Raw genomic sequence first — 24,529 nt, 5'->3', positions numbered from 1 at the left:
CGGAGAGCTGCCATGACCGATACCCCCGACCGCGACGAACGCCACCTGGCGCGCATGCTGCGCAAAAAAGCCGTGATCGATGAACGCATCGCCAACTCGCCCAATGAATGCGGTTTGCTGCTGGTGCTGACCGGCAACGGCAAGGGCAAAAGCAGCTCGGCCTTCGGCATGTTGGCCCGCGCCATGGGGCATGGCATGCAGTGCGGTGTGGTGCAGTTCATCAAGGGGCGCAACAGTACCGGCGAAGAGTTGTTTTTCCGCCGCTTCCCCGAGCAAGTACGCTTTCACGTAATGGGCGAAGGCTTCACCTGGGAAACCCAGGATCGCCAGTGCGATATCGCCGCCGCCGAAGCGGCCTGGGCGGTGTCCCGGGCGATGCTCAATGACCCTTCCATCGGCCTGGTCGTGCTCGACGAACTGAACATCGCCCTCAAGCACGGCTACCTTGACCTCGACCAGGTGCTCAGCGACCTGCAGGCGCGCCCGCCGATGCAGCACGTGGTGGTCACCGGCCGTGGCGCCAAGCCTGAGCTGATCGAAATGGGCGATACCGTCACCGAAATGGGCATGCTCAAGCACGCGTTCCAGGCCGGTATCAAGGCACAGAAAGGCGTCGAACTTTGAATCAGCCCCGTCATTGCCCGGCCGTCTTGATCGCCGCACCGGCGTCCGGCCAGGGCAAAACCACCGTCACCGCCGCGTTGGCGCGTTTGCACCGCAACCTGGGGCGCAAGGTACGCGTATTCAAATGCGGGCCGGACTTCCTTGACCCGATGATTCACGAGCGCGCAAGCGGCGCGCCGGTGTATCAATTGGATATGTGGATGGTGGGTGAGCAGGAAAGTCGTCGTTTGTTGTGGGAAGCGGCCGGGGAGGCCGACCTGATCCTGATCGAAGGCGTGATGGGCCTGTTCGACGGCACCCCGTCCAGCGCCGACCTGGCGCGGCATTTCGGCGTGCCGGTGCTGGCAGTGATCGACGGCACGGCCATGGCGCAGACCTTTGGTGCCCTCGCGTTGGGCCTGGCGCGCTACCAGCCGGACCTGCCATTCGCCGGCGTGCTCGCCAACCGCGTCGGCACGCTGCGCCATGCGCAGTTGCTGGAAGGCAGCCTCACCGAAGGGTTGCGCTGGTACGGCGCGCTGTCGCGTGAAACCGGTATCGAATTGCCCAGCCGTCACCTGGGCCTGGTGCAAGCCAGCGAACTCAATGACCTCGACCTGCGCCTCGACGCCGCCGCCCAGGCGTTGGGCAGCAGTTGCGAAGTCGCCGTGCCGCCACCGGTGACGTTCGCCGCGCCGCAGGTGATCACCGCCGAGCCGTTGCTCGCCGGGGTACGCATTGCGGTGGCCCGTGACGAAGCCTTCGCGTTTACCTACGGTGCCAGCCTCGACTTGTTGCGCGCGATGGGCGCCGAGTTGCGTTTCTTTTCACCGATCCATGACGGCGCATTGCCTGAAGCCGACAGCCTCTATCTACCCGGCGGTTACCCGGAGCTGCATCACCGGGCCCTGTCGCAAAACACACCGATGCTCGCCGCCATCCGCGCTCATCATGCAGCCGGCAAGCCCTTGCTCGCCGAATGCGGCGGCATGCTGTACCTACTGGACTCGCTCACCGACGTCGACGGCAACCGCGCCGAACTGCTCGGCCTGTTGCAAGGCGACGCAGTGATGCAAAAGAAATTGGCGGCCCTGGCGCTGCAAAGCGTCGAACTGCCCGAAGGCACGTTGCGCGGGCACACCTATCACCATTCCCTGACCAGCACCGCATGCGAGCCGATCGCCCGTGGCCTGAGCCCCAATGGCGGGCGCGGGGCTGAGGCGGTGTATCGGCAGGGGCGGATGACCGCGTCCTACGTGCACTTTTACTTTCCGTCGAGCCCGGAGGCGGTGGCCGCACTTTTTGTGCCAGGCCCTGACACCGCTATCGGGGGCAAGCCCCCTCCCACAGGGGAATGCATTTCAAAGGTGGGAGGGGGCTTGCCCCCGATGACGCCATGACCTACAACGCCTTCCCCGAGGCCGACCGCCAAGCCGTCTACCGCGCCATCGCCGAACGCCGCGACATGCGCCACTTCAGCGGTGGCAGCGTCGCGCCTGAGTTATTGCAGCGCCTGCTCCAGGCTGCGCACCAGGCACCCAGCGTCGGCCTGATGCAACCGTGGCGCTTTATCCGTATCAGCGACCGTCAATTAAGAGGCCGCATTCAGCAACTGGTCGAAGAAGAGCGCCTGCGCACCGCCGAGGCCCTGGACGAGCGCTCCGATGACTTCATGAAGCTCAAGGTCGAAGGCATTCACGACTGCGCCGAAGTGCTGGTGGCAGCGCTGATGGACGATCGCGAGCGGCACATCTTCGGTCGTCGCACCTTGCCGGAAATGGACCTGGCGTCGTTGTCCTGCGCGATCCAGAACCTGTGGCTGGCGGCCCGCGTCGAGGGGTTGGGCATGGGCTGGGTGTCGCTGTTCGAACCCCAGGCCCTGGCTGACCTGCTGGGTTTGCCGGCGGGCGCAAAACCCCTGGCGGTGCTGTGCCTGGGGCCGGTTGCCGAGTTTTATCCGGCACCGATGTTGCAGCTTGAAGGCTGGGCCGAGCCGCGGCCATTGGGTGACATGCTGTACGAAAACCTGTGGGGAGTGAGTCAATGAGTGTGGCCTTGCTGTGTGCGGCCGCAGTGGCGCTGGATGCGCTGCTGGGTGAGCCCAGGCGCTGGCATCCGCTGGTGGCGTTCGGCAATTTTGCCGGGCGCATCGAACAGCGTTTCAATTCAGGCGGTCGTGGCTGGCGCAGCCATGGGGTGACCGCGTGGTTTATCGTGGTGGTGCCGCTGACCCTGCTGGCCACCGCATTGTCCTGGGCGCCGTACATCGGTTGGGTGCTGGAAATCCTGGCGTTGTACTGCGCCCTGGGCATGCGCAGCCTGGGGGAGCACGTGATTCCGGTCGCCCAGGCCCTGCGCAGTGATGACCTGGAAGCAGCGCGCCAACGTGTGAGTTATCTGGTCAGCCGCCAGACCAGCGAGTTGGATCGCACCGAAGTCGCTCGCGCGGCCACCGAGTCGGTGCTGGAAAACGGCAGCGACGCCGTGTTCGCCGCGCTGTTCTGGTTCGTAGTCGCCGGCGTGCCGGGCGTGGTGCTCTATCGCCTGAGCAATACCCTCGACGCCATGTGGGGCTATCGCAACGAACGCTTCGAACGCTTTGGCTGGGCGGCGGCGAAGATCGACGATGGGCTCAACTATATTCCTGCACGCCTGGTGGCCTTGACCTACGCGTTGCTGGGCAAGACTCGCCTGGCGCTCAAATGCTGGCGCACCCAGGGGCCGACCTGGGACAGCCCCAACGCCGGTCCGGTGATGGCCGCTGGCGCCGGTGCGCTGGGCGTCGAACTGGGTGGCGCGGCGATTTATCACGGCGAGGTGCACCAGCGCCCGCCATTGGGCGAAGGCCCGCCGGCCGACGCTGACGCCATCGACCGAGGCTGGCAACTGGTGCAGCGCGGCGTATGGTTGTGGCTGCTGGTCCTGTGCGCGGGGGCGCAATTTTATGCTTGAACACGGTGGTCGGCTGCGTAAGGCGGCAATTGAATACGGGATCGCGGAGGCGGATTGGCTCGATTTGTCCAGTGGCCTGGCGCCCTGGCCATGGCCGATTCCCGAGATTCCCTTGCGCGCCTGGGCACGGCTACCGGAAGCCGATGACGGCTTGGAAAAAGCCGCCAGCGACTACTATGGCGCGGCTCACGTGCTGCCGGTGCCGGGCTCCCAGGCCGCGATCCAATTGCTGCCGCGCCTGCGCCGTTCCGGCAAGGTCGGCGTACTGTCGCCGTGCTACGCCGAACACGCCGAAGCCTGGCGTCGTGCCGGTTATGTGGTGCGTGAAGTGCAAGAGCAGGAAGTCGACTTCTTTCTCGATGGCCTCGACGTGCTGGTGGTAGTCAACCCGAATAACCCCACCGGCTTGAGCCTGGCCCCGGAGCGCCTGCTCGACTGGCATACGCGGTTGGCCCAGCGCGGCGGCTGGCTGGTGGTGGACGAAGCCTTCATGGACGTGACGCCGCACTTGAGCCTGGCCAGCCACACCCAACAGGTCGGCTTGATCGTGCTGCGCTCATTCGGCAAGTTCTTCGGCCTGGCCGGCGTGCGCCTGGGCTTTGTGCTGGCCGAGCGCCGGTTGCTCAAATTGCTCGCCGAACAGGTCGGGCCCTGGGCGGTCAGCGGGCCGACACGGGTACTCGGCCAGGTATGCCTGCGCGACAGCGCCGGGCACGCTCGCCAGCGCACGCGTTGCATCGAGGCCGGCCAGCGCCTGTCCGACCTGCTTGAGCGCCAGGGTTTTCAACCCCAGGGTGGCTGCGCCTTGTTCCAGTGGTTGATCACCCCGCACGCCGAACGCTTGCACGAATTCATGGCCCAGCGCGGCATTCTGCTGCGCCTGTTCGTTCACGACAGCAGCGTGCGTTTCGGCCTGCCCGACACCGAGGCCGATTGGCAGCGTCTCGAGACGGCACTGGCAGCCTACAAGGAAGCGACATGACTACGCTGATGGTGCAGGGCACCACCTCCGACGCCGGCAAAAGCACGCTGGTGACCGCACTGTGTCGCTGGCTGGTGCGCCAGGGGGTTGCAGTGGCGCCGTTCAAGCCACAGAACATGGCGCTCAACAGTGCGGTGACTGCTGAAGGCGGCGAGATCGGCCGCGCCCAGGCGGTCCAGGCGCAGGCCGCCAACCTGGCGCCCCACACCGACATGAACCCGGTGCTGCTCAAGCCCAACAGCGACACCGGTTCCCAAGTGATTATCCATGGCCGCGCCGTGACCAGCATGAACGCGGTTGCCTACCACGACTACAAAGCCGTCGCGATGCAGGCGGTGCTGGCCTCTCACACACGGTTGAGCCAGGCCTATCCGGTGGTGATGGTCGAAGGCGCGGGCTCGCCGGCCGAGATCAACCTGCGCGCCAATGACATCGCCAATATGGGCTTCGCCGAAGCCGTGGATTGCCCGGTGCTGTTGATCGCCGATATCAATCGCGGTGGGGTGTTCGCCCATCTGGTCGGCACGCTGGAATTGTTGTCCCCCAGCGAACAGGCGCGGGTCCGGGGTTTTATCATCAACCGGTTTCGCGGAGATATCGCGCTGCTGCAACCGGGGCTGGATTGGTTGGAGGCGCGTACCGGTAAGCCGGTGGTGGGCGTGTTGCCCTACGTGATGGACCTGCACCTCGAGGCCGAAGATGGCATCGACCAGCGCCAGCCCGACAAGGCCGCCCAGGTGCTCAACGTGGTGGTGCCCGTGCTGCCGCGCATCAGCAACCACACGGATTTCGATCCGCTGCGCCTGCATCCCCAGGTGAACCTGCAATTCGTCGGGCCGGGTCAGCCGATCCCGGCTGCCGACCTGATCATCCTGCCGGGGTCGAAAAGTGTGCGCAGTGATTTGGCGTACTTGCGTGCCCATGGCTGGGATACCGCCGTGGCGCGGCATTTGCGCTATGGCGGCAAGGTGCTGGGGATTTGTGGTGGCCTGCAGATGCTCGGCGAGCAGGTGCATGACCCGCTCGGCCTGGAAGGGCCCGTCGGCTCCAGCGTTGGCCTGGGGCTGCTGGCGTTCAGCACGACGCTCGAGCAGGAGAAGCAATTGCGCAATGTGCGCGGGCGGTTGTTATTGGAAGATGCCGAGGTCAGCGGGTATGAGATTCATGCGGGGGTGACGTCCGGCCCGGCGCTGGAGAATGCCGCCGTGCGGCTCAACGACGGGCGCAGTGATGGCGCGCAGAGTGCCGACGGGCAGATCCTCGGCACTTATCTGCACGGCCTGTTCGAGACACCGGCGGCGTGCAGCGCACTGCTGCGCTGGGCGGGGTTGCAGGACGTGCAGGCAGTCGACTATCACGCCCTGCGTGAGCGGGATATCGAGCGCTTGGCGGATTTGGTGGAAAACCATCTGGACGCTGAATTGTTGCGTCGATTGTGCGGAATCTGACGGCATGACACAGGGCCAATGTGGGAGGGGGCTTGCTCCCGATTACGGTGTATCAGTAGATGCATCCGCGTCTGAAGCGCCCTTATCGGGAGCAAGCCCCCTCCCACAATGGACGGCCTTTCGGCTGACTGGAAAAGGTAGTGGCTCATGCATCAATTGATTCTCGGCGGCGCCCGTTCGGGCAAAAGCCGTCTCGCTGAAACACTCGCCGGCGCCAGCGGTTTACCGGTGATGTATATCGCCACCAGCCAGCCGCTGGACGGTGAGATGAACCAGCGCGTTGCCCTGCACCGTGCGCGTCGCCCCGACCATTGGGGCCTGATCGAAGAGCCCATCGAGCTGGCGCGGGTGTTGCGCGACAACGCCGCTGCCGAGCGTTGCCTGCTGGTGGACTGCCTGACCCTGTGGCTGACCAATCTGCTGATGTTGGAAGACCCTGAGCGCCTTGCTTCGGAGCGCGACCAGTTGCTCGATACCCTGGCTGCACTGCCGGGGCAGATCATTTTTGTCAGCAACGAGACCGGACTGGGTGTCGTGCCGCTGGGTGAATTGACTCGCCGTTATGTGGATGAAGCCGGTTGGCTGCATCAAGCCTTGGCCGAGCGATGTCAGCGCGTAGTGCTGACGGTTGCCGGCCTGCCCCTGACTTTGAAAGGTACTGCGTTATGACGGATTTCTGGTGGCTCAACCCCTGCAAGGCCATCGACGCCGCTGCGCAAGCACAGGCGTTGGCGCGTCAGCAGCAGTTGACCAAGCCCGCCGGTTCGCTCGGCCAGCTGGAAGCGCTGGCGGTGCAGTTGGCCGGGTTGCAGGGCCGGGTCAAACCGTCGGTGGAGCAGCTGTGGATCGCGATTTTTGCCGGCGACCATGGCGTGGTTGCCGAGGGCGTGTCGGCGTTTCCCCAGGCTGTGACCGGGCAGATGCTGCACAATTTTGTCAGCGGTGGCGCGGCCATCAGCGTATTGGCTCGCCAGCTGGATGCGCAGTTGGAAGTGGTCGACCTCGGCACGGTCACGCCCTCCCTGGATCTACCCGGCGTGCGCCACCTGAATATCGGCGCGGGCACGGCCAACTTTGTCCACGGCCCGGCGATGACCCAGGTGCAGGGGCGCCAGGCCTTGCAGGCCGGCCGAGACAGCGCACGCCGCGCTTTGGAGCACGGCGCAGAGCTGTTTATCGGCGGTGAAATGGGCATTGGCAACACCACCGCCGCCAGCGCGTTGGCGTGTGCGCTGCTCGATTGCCCGGTGAGTGACCTGACCGGTCCGGGCACGGGGCTGAATGCCCAAGGCGTCAGCCACAAGGTGGCAGTCATCGAGCGCGCGCTGAGCTTGCACGCGGCCCAGCGTGGCGACGCGTTGCAGACGCTGTTCAACCTGGGGGGCTTTGAAATTGCCGCGCTGGTCGGTGCCTACCTGTCCTGCGCCCAGGCAGGCATCGTGGTGCTGGTGGACGGGTTTATCTGCAGCGTCGCCGCGCTGGTGGCCACGCGCTTGAATCCGGCCTGCCGCGACTGGCTGGTGTTCGGCCATCGTGGCGCCGAACCGGGCCATCGTCACGTGCTGCACAGTCTCGACGCACAGCCGCTGCTGGACCTGGGCCTGCGCCTGGGCGAAGGCAGCGGTGCGGCGCTGGCGGTGCCGCTGCTGCGCCTAGCCTGTGCGTTGCACGGCCAGATGGCGACGTTCGCCGAAGCCGCCGTGGCGGATCGCCCTGCATGACCTTGCACCTGGACCTGCTGCGCCACGGTGAAACCGAGCTGGGCGGCGGCCTGCGCGGCAGCCTGGATGATGCCTTGACGGCCAGGGGCTGGGAGCAGATGCGCGCCGCCGTGCTGGGGCAGGGGCCGTGGGACCGGCTGATCAGTTCGCCGTTGCAACGCTGTGCGCGCTTTGCTGAGGAATTGGGCGAACGTCTCAACCTTCCCGTCAGCCTGGAAAAAGACCTGCAAGAGCTGCACTTCGGCGCCTGGGAAGGGCAGAGCGCGGCAGCATTGATGGAAACCGACGCCGAGGGTTTGGGCTTGTTCTGGGCGGATCCCTACCGCTTTACGCCGCCAGAAGGCGAGCCGGTGGAGGCGTTTTCCGAACGGGTGCTGGGCGCCGTCTTACGTCTACAGCAGGCCTATGCCGGTGAACGCGTGCTGTTGATCAGCCACGGCGGCGTCATGCGCCTGTTACTGGCGCGCGCGCGCGGCCTGCCGCGTGAGCACTTGCTGAATGTCGAAGTCGGCCACGGTGGGCTGTTCAGCCTGCAGGTGGCGACCGATGGCACGTTGAGGGAAGGGGCCTGAACATGCTGCCATTCTGGATCGCCCTGCAGTTCCTGAGCAGTCTGCCAATACGTCTGCCAGGCATGCCGCAACCCCAGGAACTGGGGCGTTCGTTGCTGTTTTACCCGGTGGTGGGTTTGCTGTTTGGCCTGCTGCTATGGGGCCTGAACAGCCTGTTGATGGGCGCGCCACTGTTGCTGCACGCCGCGCTGCTATTGACCGCCTGGGTGCTGCTCAGCGGCGGCCTGCACCTGGACGGCCTGGCGGACAGTGCTGACGCCTGGCTTGGCGGCTTCGGCGACCGCGAACGCACCCTCAGCATCATGAAGGACCCGCGCAGCGGGCCGATTGCCGTGGTCACCCTGGGCCTGGTGTTGCTGCTCAAATTCACCGCGCTGGTGGCCTTGATCGAGCAGCATAACGGCGCCGCGCTGATTCTCGCGCCGTTGATCGGCCGGGCTTCGATGCTGGCGCTGTTTCTCACCACGCGCTATGTGCGCGCGGGGGGATTGGGCCAGGCGTTGTCGGATCATTTACCGAGGATTGTCGGCCAGCAGGTGCTGATCCTCAGTGGACTGGCCTGCATCCTGATCGGTGGTTTCAGCGGTGGGATAGCGGTACTGCTCGCGGCGGGCTGTTTTATCGGCTTGCGCCATTTGATGGTCAAGCGCCTCGGTGGCACCACCGGCGATACCGCCGGCGCCCTGCTGGAACTGCTCGAAGCGGCCGTGCTGATCGGGCTGGCGCTGTAACACTTCCTTGCATTTGCTTAACTCCGGGTATATACACGCTCTATGCTTGCTTCCCAATGTTTGTGCACCAACCTGCGACGCGCCGCCCGTGGCGTCAGCCGGTATTACGACGGCGCCCTCGACGGCTTCGGGATCAACGTTGCCCAGTATTCCTTGCTGAGCAACCTGCAACGTCTCGATCAGCCGAGCATTTCCAGTTTGGCGGAAGCCATGGGCCTGGACCGCAGCACCTTGGGGCGCAATCTGCGCGTACTGGAAGGTGACGGCCTGGTCCGGTTGGTCGAAGGCGATGACCTGCGCAACCGCCTGGTGCAGTTGACCGAGGCCGGGCAGCAGCGGTTGGCTGCGGCCTTGCCGGCATGGGAAGCGGCGCAACAGAAATTGATCGATCAACTGGGCGCCGAAAAGCGCGAAACGTTGTTGGCCTTGTTGGATGAACTCGCCTGAACGGCGGTTTGTTCGACTATAAGCGGGTATATACCCGCGAGCGGAGAATAAGAAATGACCTCAATGTGGCGCACCAGTGGCTGGGTTCTTGTGGGGAGTGCGCTGATCCTGGCGTTGTCGTTAGGCGTGCGGCACGGCTTTGGCCTGTTCCTGGCACCGATGAGCAGCGAATTTGGCTGGGGGCGCGAGACGTTCGCCTTTGCCATTGCCTTGCAGAACCTGATCTGGGGCCTGGCGCAGCCCTTCACCGGGGCCCTGGCTGACCGTTTCGGTGCGACCAAGGCGGTGTTCGTCGGTGGCGTGTTGTACGCCGTGGGCCTGGTGTTGATGGGCATGTCGGACTCGGCGTGGTCGTTGTCCCTGAGCGCAGGGTTGCTGATCGGCATTGGCCTGTCCGGCACGTCGTTTTCAGTGATCCTCGGTGTGGTCGGCCGCGCCGTACCAGCGGAAAAGCGCAGCATGGCCATGGGCATCGCCAGCGCCGCAGGCTCCTTTGGCCAGTTCGCCATGGTGCCGGGCACCCTCGGCTTGATCGGGTGGCTGGGCTGGTCTGCGGCGCTGTTGGCGTTGGGCTTGATGGTCGCGCTGATCCTGCCGCTGGTGGCCATGCTCAAGGACCGGCCACTGCCGACCACGGTCGGTCAGCAAACCCTGCGCGAAGCGTTGAAGGAGGCGTGCTCCCATTCCGGGTTCTGGCTGCTGTCCTTCGGCTTTTTCGTCTGCGGTTTCCAGGTGGTATTTATCGGCGTGCATCTACCGGCGTATCTGGTGGACCAGCATCTGCCGGCTACGGCTGGCACCACGGTGCTGGCGTTGATCGGCCTGTTCAACGTATTCGGCACCTACACGGCCGGCTGGCTGGGTGGGCGCATGTCCAAGCCGCGTTTGCTCACCGGTTTGTACCTGTTGCGTGCGGTGGTGATCGTGTTGTTCCTGTGGGCGCCGGTCACCGAAGTCACGGCTTACCTGTTCGGCATGGCGATGGGCTTCCTGTGGCTGTCTACCGTGCCGCTGACCAACGGCACTGTTGCGACCTTGTTCGGTGTACGCAACCTCTCGATGTTGGGTGGGATCGTGTTCCTGTTCCATCAACTCGGTTCGTTCCTCGGTGGCTGGTTGGGCGGCGTGGTCTATGATCGAACCGGTAACTACGATTTGATCTGGCAGGTGGCGATTCTGCTCAGCCTGCTCGCGGCGGCCCTGAACTGGCCGGTGCGTGAACGGCCAGTGGCGCGCGTGCAGGCGCAAATGGAGGCGGCATGAGTGCAGCACTGCGGTGCACGGCCCTGGTGACAGGGCTGGTGTTGTTGCTGTTGGCCTGGTGGGGCTGGCAGCACGGGGGCCTGGCGTTAATGCAGTTGGGCATGGCGATCTGTTAAGTTCTATGTCTGAACCCATGCGAGGACTTTTCACATGTTGATGCGCTGGCTCGCTGTACCCGTCCTGATGGCTGCTGGCAGCGTGGCCCTGGCCGCCAGTTGCCCGCCGTTGCTGGAGGGCCAATTGCCCAAGCTGCGGGCCAAGGAATCCATTGACCTGTGCGAGCGTTTCGCGGGCAAGCCCCTGGTCATCGTCAACACGGCGAGCTTCTGCGGCTTCGCCCCGCAATTCAAAGGCCTCGAAGCGTTGTACCAGCGCTATAAGGGCCAGGGCCTGGAAGTGATTGGCGTGCCGTCCGACGACTTCAAGCAGGAAGCCAAGACTGGCGAAGAAACCGCCAAGGTCTGCTATGTGAACTACGGCGTGACCTTCACCATGACCGAGCCGCAGAAGGTCAAGGGGCCGGACGCGGTCAATTTGTTCAAGGTGCTGGCGCAACAGACCGACACGCCGCCCAAGTGGAATTTCTACAAGTACGTGGTGGATCGCCAGGGCAAAGTCATCGCCAATTTTTCCAGCCTGACCAAGCCCGACAGTCCGGAGTTGATCAAGGCGGTAGAAGAGGCGCTGGCGTCCAAACCCTGATCGTCGCCCATTGAAAAGCCCCGCCTCCTGTGCAGGAGAGCGGGGCTTTTTTATACCGCAACGAATCAGAAGCGGTAGGTCATGCCCAGGCCGAAACCGTTGGCACTGTTTTCATACTTGGCGTTGTAGCTGGCCAATTGGTTGGAGCGTGCAACCTTGACGTCCTCTTCCTTCAGGTAGGAGTAGGCTACGTCGATGGTCATGTTCGGCATGACCTCGTAGCCCAGGCCCAGACTGAAGATGGTGCGGTCGCCGGTAGGAATGCGCGGCGAGCGATCAGTGTTGTTGGTCGGCGACTGGTCGAACGTCAGGCCGGTACGCAGCACCACTTGCTTGGTCAGCTGGTACGAAGTACCCAAGGCGTAAGCCCAGGTGTCGTGCCAGTTCTGGTCTTCCTTGATGGTGCTTACCAACGCTGGGGCCAGCCCACCACCGGTTGCGCCGGTGACGCCGTCGTTCTTGACGGTGATGTCTTTCAGGCGGCTCCAACGGGTCCAGGTTGCACCGGCATAGAGTTTCCATGCGTCGGTCAGATCCTGGGTCACCGACAGGTCGTAGGACTCAGGCGTATCGATCTTCAGCGAAGCGTCGTAGCGGTTGCTGCGCAGGAACGGAGAGGTCGCGGTCGGCGCGGTGACTTCGGTGTGGCCCTCCAGCTTGTAGCTGACCTTGGAGTGATAGGTCAGGCCGACGCGGGTGGTATCGGTGGCTTGTACCAGCACGCCAACGTTGAAACCCAGCGCGGTGTCGTCACCCTTGATCTTGATATTGGTGTCCGGCGCGGCAGGGTTCAGCGTGATGTCCGATTCCAGGGTGCCGCCAATACGGTTGATGGTCGGGCCGAAGCCGACGGAAACGCGATCGTTGAAGGCGTAGCTGACCGTTGGTTGCAAGGTGATGACTTTCACTTCGCTCTTGCTGCCAAAGCCACGGCCCTGGAAGCCGCTTTCATAGTCGGTTATCAGGCCGAACGGTGCATACACGCCGAAACCGACGGCCCACTGGTCGTTGAGCTTATTGGTGTAGAACCCAAAAGGTACGGCGGTGAACGGCACCATGTCGCCTTTGTTGCTGCCGCGAGAGCGACCGCTTGTGTCGCTGAGATCGGTAGAGGCATCAATGGCTGCGACACCGCCGGTGATTTGCTGGCCGTTCAGGCGAGCCATACCGGCAGGGTTACCGTAGACAGTGCTTGCGTCATCGGCAGAAGAAGAGCGACCTGCGAAGCCAGTACCCATTCCGCTGACGCTCTGTTCGTTCAGGGCGAAGCCGCTGGCGAACAGTTGGGAGGAGGCCATGGCAACGGCGAGGCTAAGTGTGGTCTTGAGCATTACTTTTTTCATTATTAGAACTCCGTGTGATCACCGCTGCGGAAAGTATCAATAAATTTAACATCGCGCTATAGGCTGTAATGCAGGAGATAGAGCGGTTTTGTAGGACAATCCGACCAGATTTCCGGTTTTTTGGCGAATCTTGCAATTTGCCCGGTCAACAGGCCACCTGTTTCATTGGGCTGACACAGCTTTGCCAGGCCTGGGAGAAATCTCGCAGGCGGCCTTGAGGGTGAAATATTTCTTTCCAGATACGTGCCATCGCCAATACATCGCCGGGCGCAGGCAGGGCAGGACGGTGTTGTTCCACCAGCAACCAGGCGATAGCCGTGGCGTAACGCAGGTTCACCGTCAGTTCCAACTGGGGCGCACTGAGGAATGCATGTTGGCTGGCCAACCCGCGCACCAGGCTCGCACGTTCAGGGTCGAGTGCCAGGTAGGTATCCCAGAGGGCGCGATGACGTGGTTCGGTGATGCTGTAGAGGCCATAGCCGCGTCGATCACGCAAGGCCGAGCCCAGTTCCGACTGGCTGGCCGCAATGCCCAGCAGCAGGGCTTCGGCGGTCGGGTTATGGCGGCCGAGGTACAGCAAGGTCGGCCTGATCACATAACGACACAATTCGCTGGCGGCAATACCCATACAAACCTCAGTCCGTGGGAATGAATGACGAGCCTGAGAAGGAGGGCTTGGCAGCGGTGGATCGGATCTCAGGCCCGTCGCAAGCGGATCATGCCGCTTGAGTTGAAGTGTAGTGTCATATTCATCCTGTAAAGGACTGTTTTTAAAACATCTTCTTTATCCGGTTATAACGTTTATATCTATTCGTGCTTAGTAAAAATTCCGCAAGCAAATTCCAGGCAATAAAAAACCCTGTTTTTCAGACAGGGTTTTTGTGTTTCAGCGACTCGGGTCGATCAGGCAATCAGTGCCTGACGGGTACGCTCGATCACGGCCTGCAGCGGTTCTGCGCTGGAGTATTGATCGGGGTACAGGCGTTCGCTGTGACGTGCGATGCCGTGTTCATTGACCAGGGTGAAGCTGAAGCAGCCTTTGCGAGCGGCCATGATCAGGCAGTTCATTGGGGCAAAAGCGTTGGTGAGGGTGCGGATGGCATCCTGAGTGTGGATTTGAGCGTTCATATTATTGGTGTTCCTACAAATGACACGGATAAGAACCGTGCAACGTTAAAACGTTCCAGAAACGCTGATCACCATTGATCAAGCGAAAGAACCTAGTCTGGAACAAAGCAGCCAGTTTGAAGCGCTATTGGATTAGGCGCGCTTAGGCTGGCAGGTAGGTACTTAGGAGGGCAGGCAACACAACAGGGGCAAAGGTTCTGGGCCCAGGGTGAAGATCCTGATCAATTTGCAGGTTGGTTCGGTCAGAGTATGCAGACTTCGCGGCACCCTTTGCTTGTTCAAAGGCAGTGTCGTCGCAAGTGATACCTGGAAACCATCGAGGTGGTCGATCCCATGAAGTTCTAGGGATATGTCGACCAGAATTGACTTTCAGCTTGGTACTAACGCTGCGGATAGTAACGGATCGAAACAAGGAAAGGAAGTGGCTTGGCAAAAAAACCATCAGCCGTCCACCCTCCAGTTTCCTGGCAGTAACATTTCCTGAGCGTGTCGGATCAAAAAACGCCGGGGATATAACCGTTGGCTGGGTACTTGTGCACATTAGTCGCAGCGCCGGTAACTTCGCTGGTAACTGTCCTGAAGCCTGCCCATTTGCCTGCAATCAAAATTTAAGTCAATGAAAAATCTGGCTTTTTTTTATTGGTGAAAAAATCGTCAGTTTGACTGCGGCCCCCATTCCATGGGCCTTTGCGCGAGTTAAAGGCGGGTTGTCCACTGAGTTATCCACAGCTTCTGTGGATTGTCCCAAGCGCTTGCTCTAGAACGGGCGTGCCGGGTTTTTTCAGCTTTACCTGTACGAAAAAAAGAGTAGAGTGGCGCGCCTTCCGTTCTGTCCCACAGTGCTTTATGAAGTTTCGCTCAGTATCACCTTCTGTTACCGACACTCCCCAGACTGTTACCGCGCCCAAGCGTTTCTCTTTGAAAGTCGCCTTGTGGCTCCTCGACAGCCCGCGCCTGGGGCAGAGTACCAACGTCAAGCACCTGGCTGGCCGCCTGCTCAAGCAGCCTGCCCGCGAAGGCGTGGTGGCCGCGCAGAGCCGCCTGGGCCAATTGATGTGCCGTGAATGCGAAAATGCCCGCGACCGGCGCATCGGCCAGGATCTGTTGCGTTCGGCGGCCCGCGCCGGCGACCGTCGCGCTCAGCGCGAACTGGGCCAGGTCGAAGACTGAGCTGTCCTCCCGGGCATTGCTTGGTTAACCTTGCTCTTTTTTGGTGATGGCAGAAATGGCTATGGTTTTCGACTGGACCAGTGTCGCCCTCGGGCTTGCTGGCGCCGCGCTGCCGTTATTGGCGTTGTGCTGGCAGATTCAACGAAGGCTGACCGCGCGCACCACCGGCTGGGAATTGCTGGAGGAGCGCCTGGCGACCGCGCAATTGGCCCAGGAAGGGCTTGCCGCCCAACTGGACGCCAGCCGCGACGAAATCAGCGATCTGAGCCACGCCAATGCCGCCAAGCAGGCCGACCTGGCTGCGGTGCGCCGCGAAGTCGAGCTGTTGCAGATCGACCGCGATAACGCCCGCGACGCCGCCCACGCCTGGAACCTGGACCGCAGCGCCAAGGAAACCGAGCTGCGCCGGCTTGACGCCTTGGCCGCCGCCTTGCGCGCTGAGCTGCGTGAACAGCAGGACAGCCATCAACAACGCCTCGCCGACCTGCAGGGTTCACGGGACGAGCTGCGCGCGCAGTTCGCCGAACTGGCCGGGAAGATTTTCGACGAGCGTGAGCAACGCTTTGCCGAAACCAGCCAGGAGCGCCTGGGGCAATTGCTGGACCCGCTCAAGGAACGCATCCAATCCTTCGAGAAGCGCGTTGAAGAAAGCTACCAGAACGAAGCTCGCGAACGCTTTTCCCTGGCCAAAGAGCTTGAACGCCTGCAGCAATTGAACCTGCGCCTGTCGGACGAAGCCACCAACCTGACCCGCGCCCTCAAAGGCCAGAAAACCCAGGGTAACTGGGGCGAGCTGATCCTGGAGCGGGTGCTGGAGCATGCGGGCCTGGAGAAAGGCCGCGAATACCAGACCCAGGTCAGTCTCAAAGGCCCGGATGGCGAACGCTTCCAGCCCGACGTGCTGATCATGTTGCCGGGCGACAAGCAGGTGGTGGTGGACTCCAAGGTCAGCCTGACCGCCTATCAGCAGTACGTTGCGGCGGATGACGAAGTGATTGGCCAGGCGGCGTTGAAGCAGCATGTGCTGTCCTTGCGCAATCACGTCAAAGGCTTGGCCGGCAAGGATTACAAGCGCCTGGAAGGTTTGCATAGCCTGGATTTCGTGCTGCTGTTCGTGCCGATTGAGGCAGCGTTTTCCGCAGCGCTGCAAGCCGAGCCGAACCTGTTCCAGGAAGCCTTCGACCGTCATATCGTGATTGTCAGCCCCACCACCTTGCTCGCCACCCTGCGGGTGATCGACAGCCTGTGGAAGCAGGAGCGCCAGAGCCAGAACGCCCGGGAAATCGCCGAGCGCGCCGGTTGGCTGTACGACAAGTTCGTGCTGTTTATCCAGGATCTGGACGAAGTGGGTAACCGTTTGCAGCAGTTGGACAAGGCTTACAGCGCAGCGCGTAACAAGCTGACCGATGGACGCGGGAATCTGGTCAGCCGCACCGAGCAACTGCGCCTGCTGGGCGCGCGTGCCAGCAAAAGCCTGCCGGCGGATTTGCTCGAACGCGCGATGACCGATTCGGATGGCGTGGCGCATTCCCCTGAATAAAACACAGGCCAAAATGTGGGAGGGGGCTTGCCCCCGATTGCAGTGGGTCAGTCAACAAATCCACTGCTGATACACCGCCATCGGAGGCTTGCCCTAATGCCAGTCAGTTAAGCGTACACCGCCGTCTGTAGGAGCGAGCTTGCTCGCGAAAAACGTCAACGATAACGCGTGCTTTCTGAATGAACGCGGTGCCTGTGAGTTTTTCGCGAGCAAGGGCTAGCCGCCCGCCTCGCTCCTACAAAAAGCCTTAACTGACTGGCATTAGGGCAAGCCCCCTCCCACATTTTTTTACCGAGTACATCCCGCCTACAGAGGCAGGTGTCTGCTTAACAGCGCCCGCAAGGCCGCCGGCTTCACCGGCTTGGCCAGGTAATCCAGCCCCGCTCCATGCACCTGCGCCACCATTTCCGGGCGCCCGTCTGCACTGATCACCACGCCGGGAATCGGCTCGGCCAATTGCGCCCGCAGCCAACTCATCAGTTCGGTGCCGGTTTCGCCGTGGTCCAGGTGATAATCCACCAGCGCCAGTTGCGGGCGCATGCCTTCGGCCAACAGGGCCGCGCATTGGGCCTGGCCGGTGGCGGTCCAGACTTCACAGCCCCAGCGCGTCAGCAGGCTGCGCATGCCGATCAAGATACTTTCCTCGTTGTCCACACACAGCACCCGTGCGCCGCTCAAGGGCACGCCGTTTTCTACGGTGGCCTTCGGCTGCGGGCTGACCTGGCTGCGGGCCAGCGGCACACGCACGCTGAACACGCTGCCCTTGCCCGGCCATGAACGTACGCTCAGGCGGTGGCCCAGCACGCGGCACAAACCGTCGGCGATCGCCAGGCCCAGGCCCAGGCCCTTTTCGGCGCGGGTCTGGTGGCTGTCGAGGCGCTTGAACTCTTCGAAAATCACTTTCTGTTTATCCGGCGGGATGCCAGGGCCACGGTCCCAGACTTCCAGGCACAATTGGCCCTGGCGGCGACGCACGCCCAGCAGCACCGGGCCATCGGCATAGCGGAAGGCGTTGGTCAGGAAATTCTGCAGGATCCGTCGTAACAATTTGATGTCGCTGTCCACCCGCAGGCGACTGCCGCGCAAACGAAAGCGCAAACCCTGTTCATGGGCGAGTGCCTTGAATTCGGCGCCCAGGGTGTCGAACAGCTCGTTGAGGACAAACGGCTGGCGTTGGGGATTGATCTTGCCGTTTTCCAAGCGCGAGATATCCAGCAGGTCGCTGATCAGATCCTCGGCCGAGCGCAGTGAACTGTCCAGGTGCTGCACCAGTTGCCGGGCCTCGCTCGAGAGGCCTTCGTGCTGGTGGGAGAGGGCGGCGGAGAACAGGCGCGCGGCGTTCAGCGGCTGCATCAAGTCATGGCTGACGGCCGCCAGAAAACGGGTCTTCGACTGGCTGGCGGATTCGGCCACACCCTTGGCCTCGGTCAGCGCGACATTGAGTTGCGACAGTTCATGGGTGCGCTCGGTCACCCGTTGTTCCAGGCCTTCATTGGCCTCGGTCAGCGCTTGTGCGGCTTCGCGGAACGCGGTGATGTCGGTGAAACTCATGACGAAACCGCCACCGGGCATCGGATTGCCGATCAGCTCGATCACGCGCCCGTTGGGGAACAAGCGCTCGGAGGTATGCGCACGGCCCTGGCGCATCCAGTGCAGGCGTCGCGCCACATGCACTTGGGCTTCACCGGGGCCGCACAGGCCGCGCTCGGCGTTGTAGCGAATAATGTCGGCAATTGGCCGGCCGACACTGATCAAGCCGTCGGGGTAGTTGAACAGCTCCAGGTAGCGTCGGTTCCAGGCCACCAGCTTGAGCGACTGGTCAACCACGCTGATGCCCTGGGTGATGTTCTCGATCGCGCCTTGCAGCAAGGCACGGTTGAACTGCAGTACCTCGGACGCCTCGTCGGCGATGCGTACTACGTCCTCCAACTGCATTTCCCGTCCTTCAATCGCCGCTTTCACCACTGCTCGCGTCGAGGACGCACCGAGCACGCCCGCCAGCAAACGCTCGGTGTGGGCGATCCAGTCGTTGTCGGCATTCTGGTTGGGGTTGAAGCCTTTGCCCTGGCGATAGGCGAAACGGATAAAGCTCTGCTGCGCCCGTTCTTCGCCGACAAAGCGTGCGGACAAGCTGAGCAGGTCGCTGATCTGTACCGACAACATGGAACGGGTGCTGGTGCGCTGGCTGGTTTCCTGGCCGATAAAGCGGCCGGCCTGCCAATGCTCGGACACTCGCGTACGCGACAGCATCGACACCCACACGAACAGCGTGAAATTACCCGCCAACGAAAACACGGTGCCCAAGGTCAGTGAGGTCACGGAAAACCCGAACGGGTGCGAGTGCATCCAGGTCAGGCCGGGGAAAAGGCTCAGCGACCAGCCCAGGCTTTTCGCGGTAACCGGTAGGACCAGGGTGTAGAACCACAGGAAGGTCCCCGCCGCCAGGCCCGCAAAAACCCCGCGCCGGTTGGCCTGCTTCCAGTAGAGCGCGCCGAGCATCGCCGGTGCCAATTGGGTCACGGCGGCAAAGGCGATCTGGCCGATGGTCGCCAGGCTTGCGGTGGAGCCCAGCAGCCGGTAGCTCACATAGGCCAGTAACAGGATGATCACGATGCTGACCCGGCGCACCGACAGCATCCAATGGCGGAACACTTCAAAGGGCCGTTCGGCGCTGGAGCGGCGCAACAGCCAGGGCAGCAGCATGTCGTTGGAGACCATGGTCGACAAGGCGATGCTGGCCACGATCACCATGCCGGTGGCCGCCGAGGCGCCGCCGATGAACGCGAGTACCGCGAGGGCCGGGTGGGCTTCGGCCATCGGCAGGCTGATCACGTAGGAGTCCGGCAGCACCGAACCGGGCAACAGCATCTTGCCGCCCAGGGCGATGGGCACCACGAACAACGCGGCAAGGATCAAATACGCCGGGAACACCCATTTGGCCAGGCGCAAGTCCTGCGGGTCGATATTCTCCACCACCGTCACATGAAATTGCCGGGGCAGGCAGATGATCGCCATCATCGCGACGCCGGTCTGCACCACCATCGACGGCCAATTGATGGTCTCTTTCCAGTATTCCTCCAGGCGCGGTGCAAGCATCGCCTGGCTGAACAGATCGCCGAAACCGTCGTACAGCCCGTAGGTCACAAACGCACCGACCGCCAGAAACGCGAACAGCTTGACCAAGGATTCAAAGGCAATCGCCAGCACCATGCCCCGATGGTGTTCGGTGGCGTCGAGGTTGCGCGTACCAAACACGATGGTGAACAGCGCCAGCACCAGCGACACGATCAGCGCGGTGTCCTGGGCCCGGGTGCCCGTGGTGTCGGGCCCGGAGCCGATCAACAGGTTCACGCCGAGCACGATGCCCTTGAGCTGCAGGGCGATATAGGGCAGTACCCCGACCAGGCAGATCAACGCGACCACGACCGCCAGGGATTGGGATTTGCCGTAGCGCGCGGCGATAAAGTCGGCGATGGAGGTGATGTTTTCCTGCTTGCTGATCAGAATCATCTTCTGCAGCACCCACGGCGCCAGCACCAGCAACAGCACCGGTCCCAGGTAGATAGGCAAGAACGCCCAAAGCTGTTCGGCAGCCTGGCCTACGGCGCCGAAGAAGGTCCAGCTGGTGCAATACACGGCGAGCGACAGGCTATAGACCCACGCACGCACACGCGGCGGCAGCGGCGCATGGCGGCGGTCACCGTAAAAGGCGATGGCAAACATGATGGCCATATAGGCCAGGGCAACGGCGGCGATCAGCCCGCTGGACAGCGTCATGGTAACTCCGAGCATAAGAACACCGGGCATTCCGGGCCCGGTTGGACAGTCTCGCATGATGCCTGGGGTTAGTCAGTGTCGACCAAGGTCGTGTGAGGGCGAATGTCACAGGCGTGTTCAGCGAGGGGGCAGGGTTTTCTGGCGCAGGATGTAAATCGTCACCAGCACCGCGCTGGTCAGCATGAAGCCCCGTGCCCACGGCAACGGCACCAGGTAGCAGGAAATGGCGATGCTCAGCCACATCAAGCCGATGGCGTAGACCTTGCCCTTGAGCGGGATGCCGTTACCGTCGAGGTAGTCACGAATCCAGGGGCCCAGGCGCGGGTGGTCCACCAGCCAGTGGTAGAAACGCGGGGAGCTTCGAGCGAAGCAGGCGGCAGCCAGCAGGAGAAAGGGTGTAGTCGGCAATACCGGCAGGAAAATGCCGATCACCCCAAGCGCTACGCTCAGCCAGCCGATGGCCAGCAGCGCGTAACGCAGGAGCGGCGAACGCTTGCCCATGGGGTCCACGGGCGAGCGACTCAGTGGTGACGTGGCTTGAGGATCGCCGGTTTTTCGTCAGGCGCATTGCACAGCAGGTACAGCGCGGTGAGGGCTTCGGGGATCTGCACGATCATATCGTCCATCAGGTTGGCGTCGGCGGCGATATCGGAAAACTCCGGCTGGTCGTCGAACAGGCCCGAACCGACCATGATCGGCAGCAGCATTTCGCTGACTTCTTCCTCGGCGGTTTCGAACCAGGCGGCTTCGCGCAGGAATACGCCTTCCATGAAACCGATGCACCAGCCACGCAGGTCGGAGTCGTCCGGGTCTTCACCCAGGTCCAGCTCGCAAGGCAGCTCGAATTCCTCATCGGAGGCCAGTTGGCGACCGATGTGGGCCTTGAGGGCCAGCAGAGTGGCTTCGATTTCTTCGCGCTGGGCGTCGTCGGCGTAGTGAGGTTCTTCGGCGAACAGCGCGTCGATCCATTCACGCTCGGGCACGTCTTCAGAGCAGATCGACAGGGCGGTCAGGTAGCCGTGGGCGGCCACGTAGTCCAGCGCCTCGTCATGCAGCTCATCGGCGTCGAGGAAGGCTTGCAGGCGGGTTAGTTGCTCAGCGAAGGACATTGAAGGGCTACCTTGGGAATAAACGATGCTGAATTCTAGGCTTTCTTGAGCGCCCAGGCCAGCCGCACGGCATTTTTGCGCGGTTTTAGACAGAGGCGGTCTATTCGTCAGTCGCGCCCTTTGCCGGTGAACGCTCGGGTATACTGCCGCGTTTTGTGATGCCCCTGCAGGCCACGCAGCACTCCGGGAAAACTTCGCTTACGGATTATTTTCCATGAAAGCGGGTTTTTTCGGCCAGCCTGTACAGAGGGATTTGCGCACCATTTTGGAGTTTTACATGCTCGAGCAGGCTCAACGCGTCCTCAAGGACATCTTCGGCTACGACAGTTTTCGTGGCCGCCAGGGTGCGATCATTGAGCGCGTGGCCAATGGCGGCGATGCCCTGGTCCTGATGCCGACCGGTGGCGGCAAGTCGTTGTGCTTCCAGGTGCCGGCGCTGTTGCGCAATGGCCTGGCCGTGGTGGTGTCGCCGCTGATCGCATTGATGGACGATCAGGTCGCCACCCTGGAAGAACTCGGCGTCGCCGCCGCTGCCTTGAACTCCACCCTGAGTGCCGAGCAGCAGCGCGACCTGGCGGCGCGAATCAAGCGCGGCGAAGTGAAGATGCTCTACCTGGCACCGGAGCGGCTGGTGCAGCCGCGCATGCTGGCGTTTCTGCAGAGCCTGGAAATTGCCCTGTTCGCCATCGACGAAGCTCACTGCGTGTCGCAGTGGGGCCACGATTTCCGCCGCGAGTACCTGCAGCTGGGCCAACTGGCGGAGCTGTTTCCTGATGTGCCGCGTATCGCCCTGACCGCCACCGCCGACAAGCGTACCCGCGAAGAGATCGTCGAGCGCCTGCATTTGCAGAACGCCGAGCGCTTCCTGTCGAGCTTCGACCGGCCGAATATTTTCTACCGCATCGTGCCCAAGGAGCAGCCGCGCAAGCAGCTGCTGGCCTTCCTCTCGGAACGGCGCAGCGATGCGGGTATCGTCTATTGCCTGTCACGCAAGAAGGTCGATGAAGTCGCCGCGTTCCTCTGTGAACAAGGCTACCCGGCGCTGCCTTATCACGCCGGCCTGCCCAATGAAACGCGCTCGGCACACCAGAAGCGCTTTCTCAACGAGGAAGGCCTGATCATGGTGGCGACCATCGCCTTCGGCATGGGGATCGACAAGTCCAACGTGCGTTTCGTGGCGCACATGGACCTGCCCAAGTCCCTCGAGGCCTACTACCAGGAAACCGGCCGCGCCGGCCGTGACGGCCTGCCGGCGGATGCCTGGATGGTCTACGGCCTGCAAGATGTGGTGATGCTCAAGCAGATGCTGCAGAACTCCGAAGGCGATGAGCGCCACAAGCGCCTGGAGCAGCACAAACTCGACGCCATGCTCTCGCTGTGCGAAGAGACCCGCTGCCGCCGCCAGACGCTGCTGGCGTATTTCGACGAAGACATGCCGCAACCGTGCGGCCACTGCGACAACTGCATCGACGGCGTGCAGACCTGGGACGCCACCGAGCCGGCGCGCCAGGCATTGTCGACGATCTACCGCACCGGCCAGCGCTATGGCGTGGGCCATCTGGTGGATGTGTTGCTGGGCAAGGACAACGAAAAAATCCGCAGCTTTGGCCACGAGAAACTCTCGGTCTACGGCGTCGGCAAGGCCCGCGCCGAAGGCGAATGGCGCTCGCTGTTCCGCCAGATGGTCGCGCGCGGGCTGGTCGACATCGATATCGAAGGCTACGGTGGCCTGCGCCTGAACGACAGTTGCCGGCCTTTGCTCAAGGGCGAAGTCAGCCTGGAGCTGCGCCGCGACCTCAAGCCGCAGACCACCGCCAAGAGCAGCACCAGCCAGGCCAGCCAGCTGGTGCGTGGCGAAGAGCGCGAACAGTGGGAAGCCTTGCGTACCCTGCGGCGCAAACTGGCGCAGGAACACAGCGTGCCGCCGTACGTCATCTTCCCCGACTCCACATTGCTGGAGATGCTTCGCGAGCAGCCCACCACCATGGCCGAGATGGCCAGGGTCAGCGGTGTGGGCGCGCGCAAGCTGGAGCGTTATGGCCAGGCGTTCCTCGAAGTACTCGGCGGCCAGGCCGAAGCACCGAAGGAAATCGCCGATATTCGCCACGAACTGATCAGCCTGGCTCGCGCCGGCATGACCCCGATCCAGATCGCCGGCCAGCTGCAATGCTCGGAAAAGAACGTGTACACGTTGCTGGCCGAAGCCATCGGCAAGCAGCAATTGTCGTTGGAGCAGGCCCTTGATTTGCCTGAAGATTTGCTCGGTGAAATCCAGGATGCATTTCTCGACGGGGAAGGCGAATTGCCACCTGTCGCGGAAATCGCGCCGCTGTTTACCGGGCGTGTTCCCGAGGGCGTTTTGTACTGCGTACGCGCCGCTTTGCAGTCTGAATTCGAAATTTAGTGTGCCAATTACGACAATGTAACGAATCAGTACATACGGGGCCTTGCCTACTGGCATGGCTCATGCTTAGCTGACTAATAATTAGCCACACTTTGTTTTCAGTCTAAAACATGAGTTTTTTATGCCGTTAACCGATCAACACCGATTTGGCATGCAGTTGGCGCAAATGTCCCGAGGTTGGCGCGCCGAGCTGGACCGCCGTCTCGCGGGGCTGGGCTTGTCCCAGGCGCGATGGCTGGTGCTGCTGCACCTGGCCCGTTTTACCGAAGCACCGACTCAGCGTGAACTGGCACAAAGTGTCGGGGTAGAAGGACCGACCCTGGCGCGTCTGCTCGACAGCCTGGAAGGCCAAGGCCTGGTTCAACGCCAGGCAGTAGTGGAAGACCGTCGCGCCAAACGTATCCTGTTGTGTGATACCGCTCGGCCCCTCATCGACCAGATCGAGACCATTGCCACGGCGTTGCGCCATGAGCTGTTTGTTGGGGTGGACGAAGAGGATTTGCGCGTATGCATGCGCGTGCACGGGCACATCCTGGCGAATCTGGAAAAGTCCTGATTCCTGACACAACGACGATCAAAGTGTGGGAGGGGGCTTGCCCCCGATGGCGGTGTATCAGTGCCATGTCGGCGCCTGACA

The 24,529-nt window shown here is 62.4% G+C and carries 23 protein-coding genes; 17 read left to right on the top strand and 6 right to left on the bottom strand.

Annotated features, from left to right (window positions below):
* Window positions 1-12 precede the first annotated feature (12 nt).
* From cobO to C4J84_RS17865, 13 genes are all read left to right on the top strand, one after another.
* Window positions 13-624 carry a cob(I)yrinic acid a,c-diamide adenosyltransferase gene (cobO, locus tag C4J84_RS17925; protein WP_124435847.1) on the top strand — a complete coding sequence of 204 codons (612 nt, stop codon included), beginning with the start codon at window positions 13-15 and terminating at the stop codon, window positions 622-624.
* The gene (locus C4J84_RS17920) at window positions 621-2,003 is read left to right on the top strand and encodes a cobyrinate a,c-diamide synthase (protein ID WP_124435846.1); all 1,383 of its coding nucleotides are present in this window, start codon (window positions 621-623) and stop codon (window positions 2,001-2,003) included. The genes cobO and C4J84_RS17920 overlap by 4 nt, the downstream gene beginning before the upstream one ends.
* On the top strand, window positions 2,000-2,650 hold the full coding sequence (gene bluB / locus C4J84_RS17915) for a 5,6-dimethylbenzimidazole synthase (RefSeq protein WP_124435845.1): 651 nt from the start codon (window positions 2,000-2,002) through the stop codon (window positions 2,648-2,650). The genes C4J84_RS17920 and bluB overlap by 4 nt, the downstream gene beginning before the upstream one ends.
* Entirely contained in the window at window positions 2,647-3,555 is a 909-nt protein-coding gene (gene cbiB, locus C4J84_RS17910) for an adenosylcobinamide-phosphate synthase CbiB (RefSeq protein WP_124435844.1), read from the top strand. Before bluB ends, cbiB begins: the two co-directional genes overlap by 4 nt.
* Window positions 3,548-4,537: a threonine-phosphate decarboxylase CobD gene (gene cobD / locus C4J84_RS17905; RefSeq protein WP_124435843.1), complete on the top strand. Its 990-nt coding sequence runs from the start codon at window positions 3,548-3,550 to the stop codon at window positions 4,535-4,537. Before cbiB ends, cobD begins: the two co-directional genes overlap by 8 nt.
* Window positions 4,534-5,985, top strand: a complete 1,452-nt coding sequence (locus C4J84_RS17900; RefSeq protein ID WP_124435842.1) for a cobyric acid synthase — start codon at window positions 4,534-4,536, stop codon at window positions 5,983-5,985. Before cobD ends, C4J84_RS17900 begins: the two co-directional genes overlap by 4 nt.
* 147 nt (window positions 5,986-6,132) lie before the next feature.
* Window positions 6,133-6,654 (top strand): bifunctional adenosylcobinamide kinase/adenosylcobinamide-phosphate guanylyltransferase, encoded by a 522-nt coding sequence (cobU, locus tag C4J84_RS17895; RefSeq protein ID WP_124435841.1) that lies wholly within the window; start codon window positions 6,133-6,135, stop codon window positions 6,652-6,654.
* On the top strand, window positions 6,651-7,706 hold the full coding sequence (gene cobT / locus C4J84_RS17890; RefSeq protein ID WP_124435840.1) for a nicotinate-nucleotide--dimethylbenzimidazole phosphoribosyltransferase: 1,056 nt from the start codon (window positions 6,651-6,653) through the stop codon (window positions 7,704-7,706). Before cobU ends, cobT begins: the two co-directional genes overlap by 4 nt.
* Complete coding sequence (gene cobC / locus C4J84_RS17885) at window positions 7,703-8,278, top strand: alpha-ribazole phosphatase family protein (RefSeq protein WP_124435839.1); 576 nt, start codon at window positions 7,703-7,705, stop codon at window positions 8,276-8,278. The genes cobT and cobC overlap by 4 nt, the downstream gene beginning before the upstream one ends.
* Before the next feature lie 2 nt (window positions 8,279-8,280).
* Window positions 8,281-9,009, top strand: a complete 729-nt coding sequence (locus tag C4J84_RS17880) for an adenosylcobinamide-GDP ribazoletransferase (protein WP_124435838.1) — start codon at window positions 8,281-8,283, stop codon at window positions 9,007-9,009.
* A gap of 42 nt (window positions 9,010-9,051) precedes the next feature.
* Window positions 9,052-9,456, top strand: a complete 405-nt coding sequence (locus C4J84_RS17875; RefSeq protein WP_124363814.1) for a MarR family winged helix-turn-helix transcriptional regulator — start codon at window positions 9,052-9,054, stop codon at window positions 9,454-9,456.
* Between the two features lie 54 nt (window positions 9,457-9,510).
* The gene (locus C4J84_RS17870; RefSeq protein ID WP_124367868.1) at window positions 9,511-10,719 is read left to right on the top strand and encodes an MFS transporter; all 1,209 of its coding nucleotides are present in this window, start codon (window positions 9,511-9,513) and stop codon (window positions 10,717-10,719) included.
* Between the two features lie 150 nt (window positions 10,720-10,869).
* The gene (locus C4J84_RS17865) at window positions 10,870-11,421 is read left to right on the top strand and encodes a glutathione peroxidase (RefSeq protein ID WP_124430174.1); all 552 of its coding nucleotides are present in this window, start codon (window positions 10,870-10,872) and stop codon (window positions 11,419-11,421) included.
* A gap of 65 nt (window positions 11,422-11,486) precedes the next feature.
* Here C4J84_RS17865 and C4J84_RS17860 read toward each other — a convergent pair whose 3' ends face one another.
* The 3 genes from C4J84_RS17860 to C4J84_RS17850 all read right to left on the bottom strand — a co-directional run bounded on the left by C4J84_RS17860 (window position 11,487) and on the right by C4J84_RS17850 (window position 13,892).
* The gene (locus tag C4J84_RS17860) at window positions 11,487-12,764 is read right to left on the bottom strand and encodes an OmpP1/FadL family transporter (RefSeq protein WP_124410485.1); all 1,278 of its coding nucleotides are present in this window, start codon (window positions 12,762-12,764) and stop codon (window positions 11,487-11,489) included.
* Between the two features lie 145 nt (window positions 12,765-12,909).
* On the bottom strand, window positions 12,910-13,392 hold the full coding sequence (locus C4J84_RS17855) for a hypothetical protein (RefSeq protein WP_124435837.1): 483 nt from the start codon (window positions 13,390-13,392) through the stop codon (window positions 12,910-12,912).
* A gap of 275 nt (window positions 13,393-13,667) precedes the next feature.
* Window positions 13,668-13,892, bottom strand: coding sequence for a hypothetical protein (locus tag C4J84_RS17850; RefSeq protein WP_010208698.1), 225 nt, complete (start codon window positions 13,890-13,892; stop codon window positions 13,668-13,670).
* Between the two features lie 846 nt (window positions 13,893-14,738).
* Between C4J84_RS17850 and C4J84_RS17840 the strand changes: the two genes are divergently transcribed.
* Both C4J84_RS17840 and rmuC read left to right on the top strand, forming a co-directional pair.
* The gene (locus C4J84_RS17840; RefSeq protein WP_124367865.1) at window positions 14,739-15,062 is read left to right on the top strand and encodes a sel1 repeat family protein; all 324 of its coding nucleotides are present in this window, start codon (window positions 14,739-14,741) and stop codon (window positions 15,060-15,062) included.
* A gap of 175 nt (window positions 15,063-15,237) precedes the next feature.
* Window positions 15,238-16,602 (top strand): DNA recombination protein RmuC, encoded by a 1,365-nt coding sequence (gene rmuC, locus C4J84_RS17835; RefSeq protein WP_164485291.1) that lies wholly within the window; start codon window positions 15,238-15,240, stop codon window positions 16,600-16,602.
* 306 nt (window positions 16,603-16,908) lie between these two features.
* On the opposite strand, the gene C4J84_RS17830 is transcribed toward rmuC, so the two are convergent.
* The 3 genes from C4J84_RS17830 to C4J84_RS17820 all read right to left on the bottom strand — a co-directional run bounded on the left by C4J84_RS17830 (window position 16,909) and on the right by C4J84_RS17820 (window position 21,488).
* Window positions 16,909-20,379 carry a hybrid sensor histidine kinase/response regulator gene (locus C4J84_RS17830; RefSeq protein WP_124435836.1) on the bottom strand — a complete coding sequence of 1,157 codons (3,471 nt, stop codon included), beginning with the start codon at window positions 20,377-20,379 and terminating at the stop codon, window positions 16,909-16,911.
* A gap of 117 nt (window positions 20,380-20,496) precedes the next feature.
* Window positions 20,497-20,880, bottom strand: a complete 384-nt coding sequence (locus C4J84_RS17825) for a YbaN family protein (RefSeq protein ID WP_124363807.1) — start codon at window positions 20,878-20,880, stop codon at window positions 20,497-20,499.
* 20 nt (window positions 20,881-20,900) lie between these two features.
* The gene (locus tag C4J84_RS17820; protein WP_124363806.1) at window positions 20,901-21,488 is read right to left on the bottom strand and encodes a YecA family protein; all 588 of its coding nucleotides are present in this window, start codon (window positions 21,486-21,488) and stop codon (window positions 20,901-20,903) included.
* 277 nt (window positions 21,489-21,765) lie between these two features.
* Between C4J84_RS17820 and recQ the strand changes: the two genes are divergently transcribed.
* Complete coding sequence (gene recQ, locus C4J84_RS17815; protein ID WP_124371433.1) at window positions 21,766-23,892, top strand: DNA helicase RecQ; 2,127 nt, start codon at window positions 21,766-21,768, stop codon at window positions 23,890-23,892.
* A 121-nt stretch (window positions 23,893-24,013) separates the two neighbouring features.
* A complete protein-coding gene (locus tag C4J84_RS17810; RefSeq protein WP_065884521.1) occupies window positions 24,014-24,448 on the top strand; it encodes a MarR family transcriptional regulator in 435 nt (144 codons plus the stop codon).
* Window positions 24,449-24,529 lie beyond the last annotated feature (81 nt).

The sequence above is a fragment of the Pseudomonas sp. R11-23-07 genome (genome assembly GCF_003852295.1).
Taxonomy (GTDB): Bacteria; Pseudomonadota; Gammaproteobacteria; order Pseudomonadales; family Pseudomonadaceae; genus Aquipseudomonas.
The sequence above is the reverse complement of the archived record's forward strand: the minus strand, read 5'-3'. Positions and strand labels throughout refer to the sequence as shown.

Coding starts and splice junctions, on each gene's coding strand:
- cobO (WP_124435847.1), top strand. CDS start 13: ATGACCGATACCCCCGACCGCGACGAACGCCACCTGGCGCGCATGCTG.
- bluB (WP_124435845.1), top strand. CDS start 2,000: ATGACCTACAACGCCTTCCCCGAGGCCGACCGCCAAGCCGTCTACCGC.
- cbiB (WP_124435844.1), top strand. CDS start 2,647: ATGAGTGTGGCCTTGCTGTGTGCGGCCGCAGTGGCGCTGGATGCGCTG.
- cobD (WP_124435843.1), top strand. CDS start 3,548: ATGCTTGAACACGGTGGTCGGCTGCGTAAGGCGGCAATTGAATACGGG.
- C4J84_RS17900 (WP_124435842.1), top strand. CDS start 4,534: ATGACTACGCTGATGGTGCAGGGCACCACCTCCGACGCCGGCAAAAGC.
- cobU (WP_124435841.1), top strand. CDS start 6,133: ATGCATCAATTGATTCTCGGCGGCGCCCGTTCGGGCAAAAGCCGTCTC.
- cobT (WP_124435840.1), top strand. CDS start 6,651: ATGACGGATTTCTGGTGGCTCAACCCCTGCAAGGCCATCGACGCCGCT.
- cobC (WP_124435839.1), top strand. CDS start 7,703: ATGACCTTGCACCTGGACCTGCTGCGCCACGGTGAAACCGAGCTGGGC.
- C4J84_RS17880 (WP_124435838.1), top strand. CDS start 8,281: ATGCTGCCATTCTGGATCGCCCTGCAGTTCCTGAGCAGTCTGCCAATA.
- C4J84_RS17875 (WP_124363814.1), top strand. CDS start 9,052: ATGCTTGCTTCCCAATGTTTGTGCACCAACCTGCGACGCGCCGCCCGT.
- C4J84_RS17870 (WP_124367868.1), top strand. CDS start 9,511: ATGACCTCAATGTGGCGCACCAGTGGCTGGGTTCTTGTGGGGAGTGCG.
- C4J84_RS17865 (WP_124430174.1), top strand. CDS start 10,870: ATGTTGATGCGCTGGCTCGCTGTACCCGTCCTGATGGCTGCTGGCAGC.
- C4J84_RS17860 (WP_124410485.1), bottom strand. CDS start 12,764: ATGAAAAAAGTAATGCTCAAGACCACACTTAGCCTCGCCGTTGCCATG.
- C4J84_RS17855 (WP_124435837.1), bottom strand. CDS start 13,392: ATGGGTATTGCCGCCAGCGAATTGTGTCGTTATGTGATCAGGCCGACC.
- C4J84_RS17850 (WP_010208698.1), bottom strand. CDS start 13,892: ATGAACGCTCAAATCCACACTCAGGATGCCATCCGCACCCTCACCAAC.
- C4J84_RS17840 (WP_124367865.1), top strand. CDS start 14,739: ATGAAGTTTCGCTCAGTATCACCTTCTGTTACCGACACTCCCCAGACT.
- C4J84_RS17830 (WP_124435836.1), bottom strand. CDS start 20,379: ATGACGCTGTCCAGCGGGCTGATCGCCGCCGTTGCCCTGGCCTATATG.
- C4J84_RS17825 (WP_124363807.1), bottom strand. CDS start 20,880: ATGGGCAAGCGTTCGCCGCTCCTGCGTTACGCGCTGCTGGCCATCGGC.
- C4J84_RS17820 (WP_124363806.1), bottom strand. CDS start 21,488: ATGTCCTTCGCTGAGCAACTAACCCGCCTGCAAGCCTTCCTCGACGCC.
- recQ (WP_124371433.1), top strand. CDS start 21,766: ATGCTCGAGCAGGCTCAACGCGTCCTCAAGGACATCTTCGGCTACGAC.
- C4J84_RS17810 (WP_065884521.1), top strand. CDS start 24,014: ATGCCGTTAACCGATCAACACCGATTTGGCATGCAGTTGGCGCAAATG.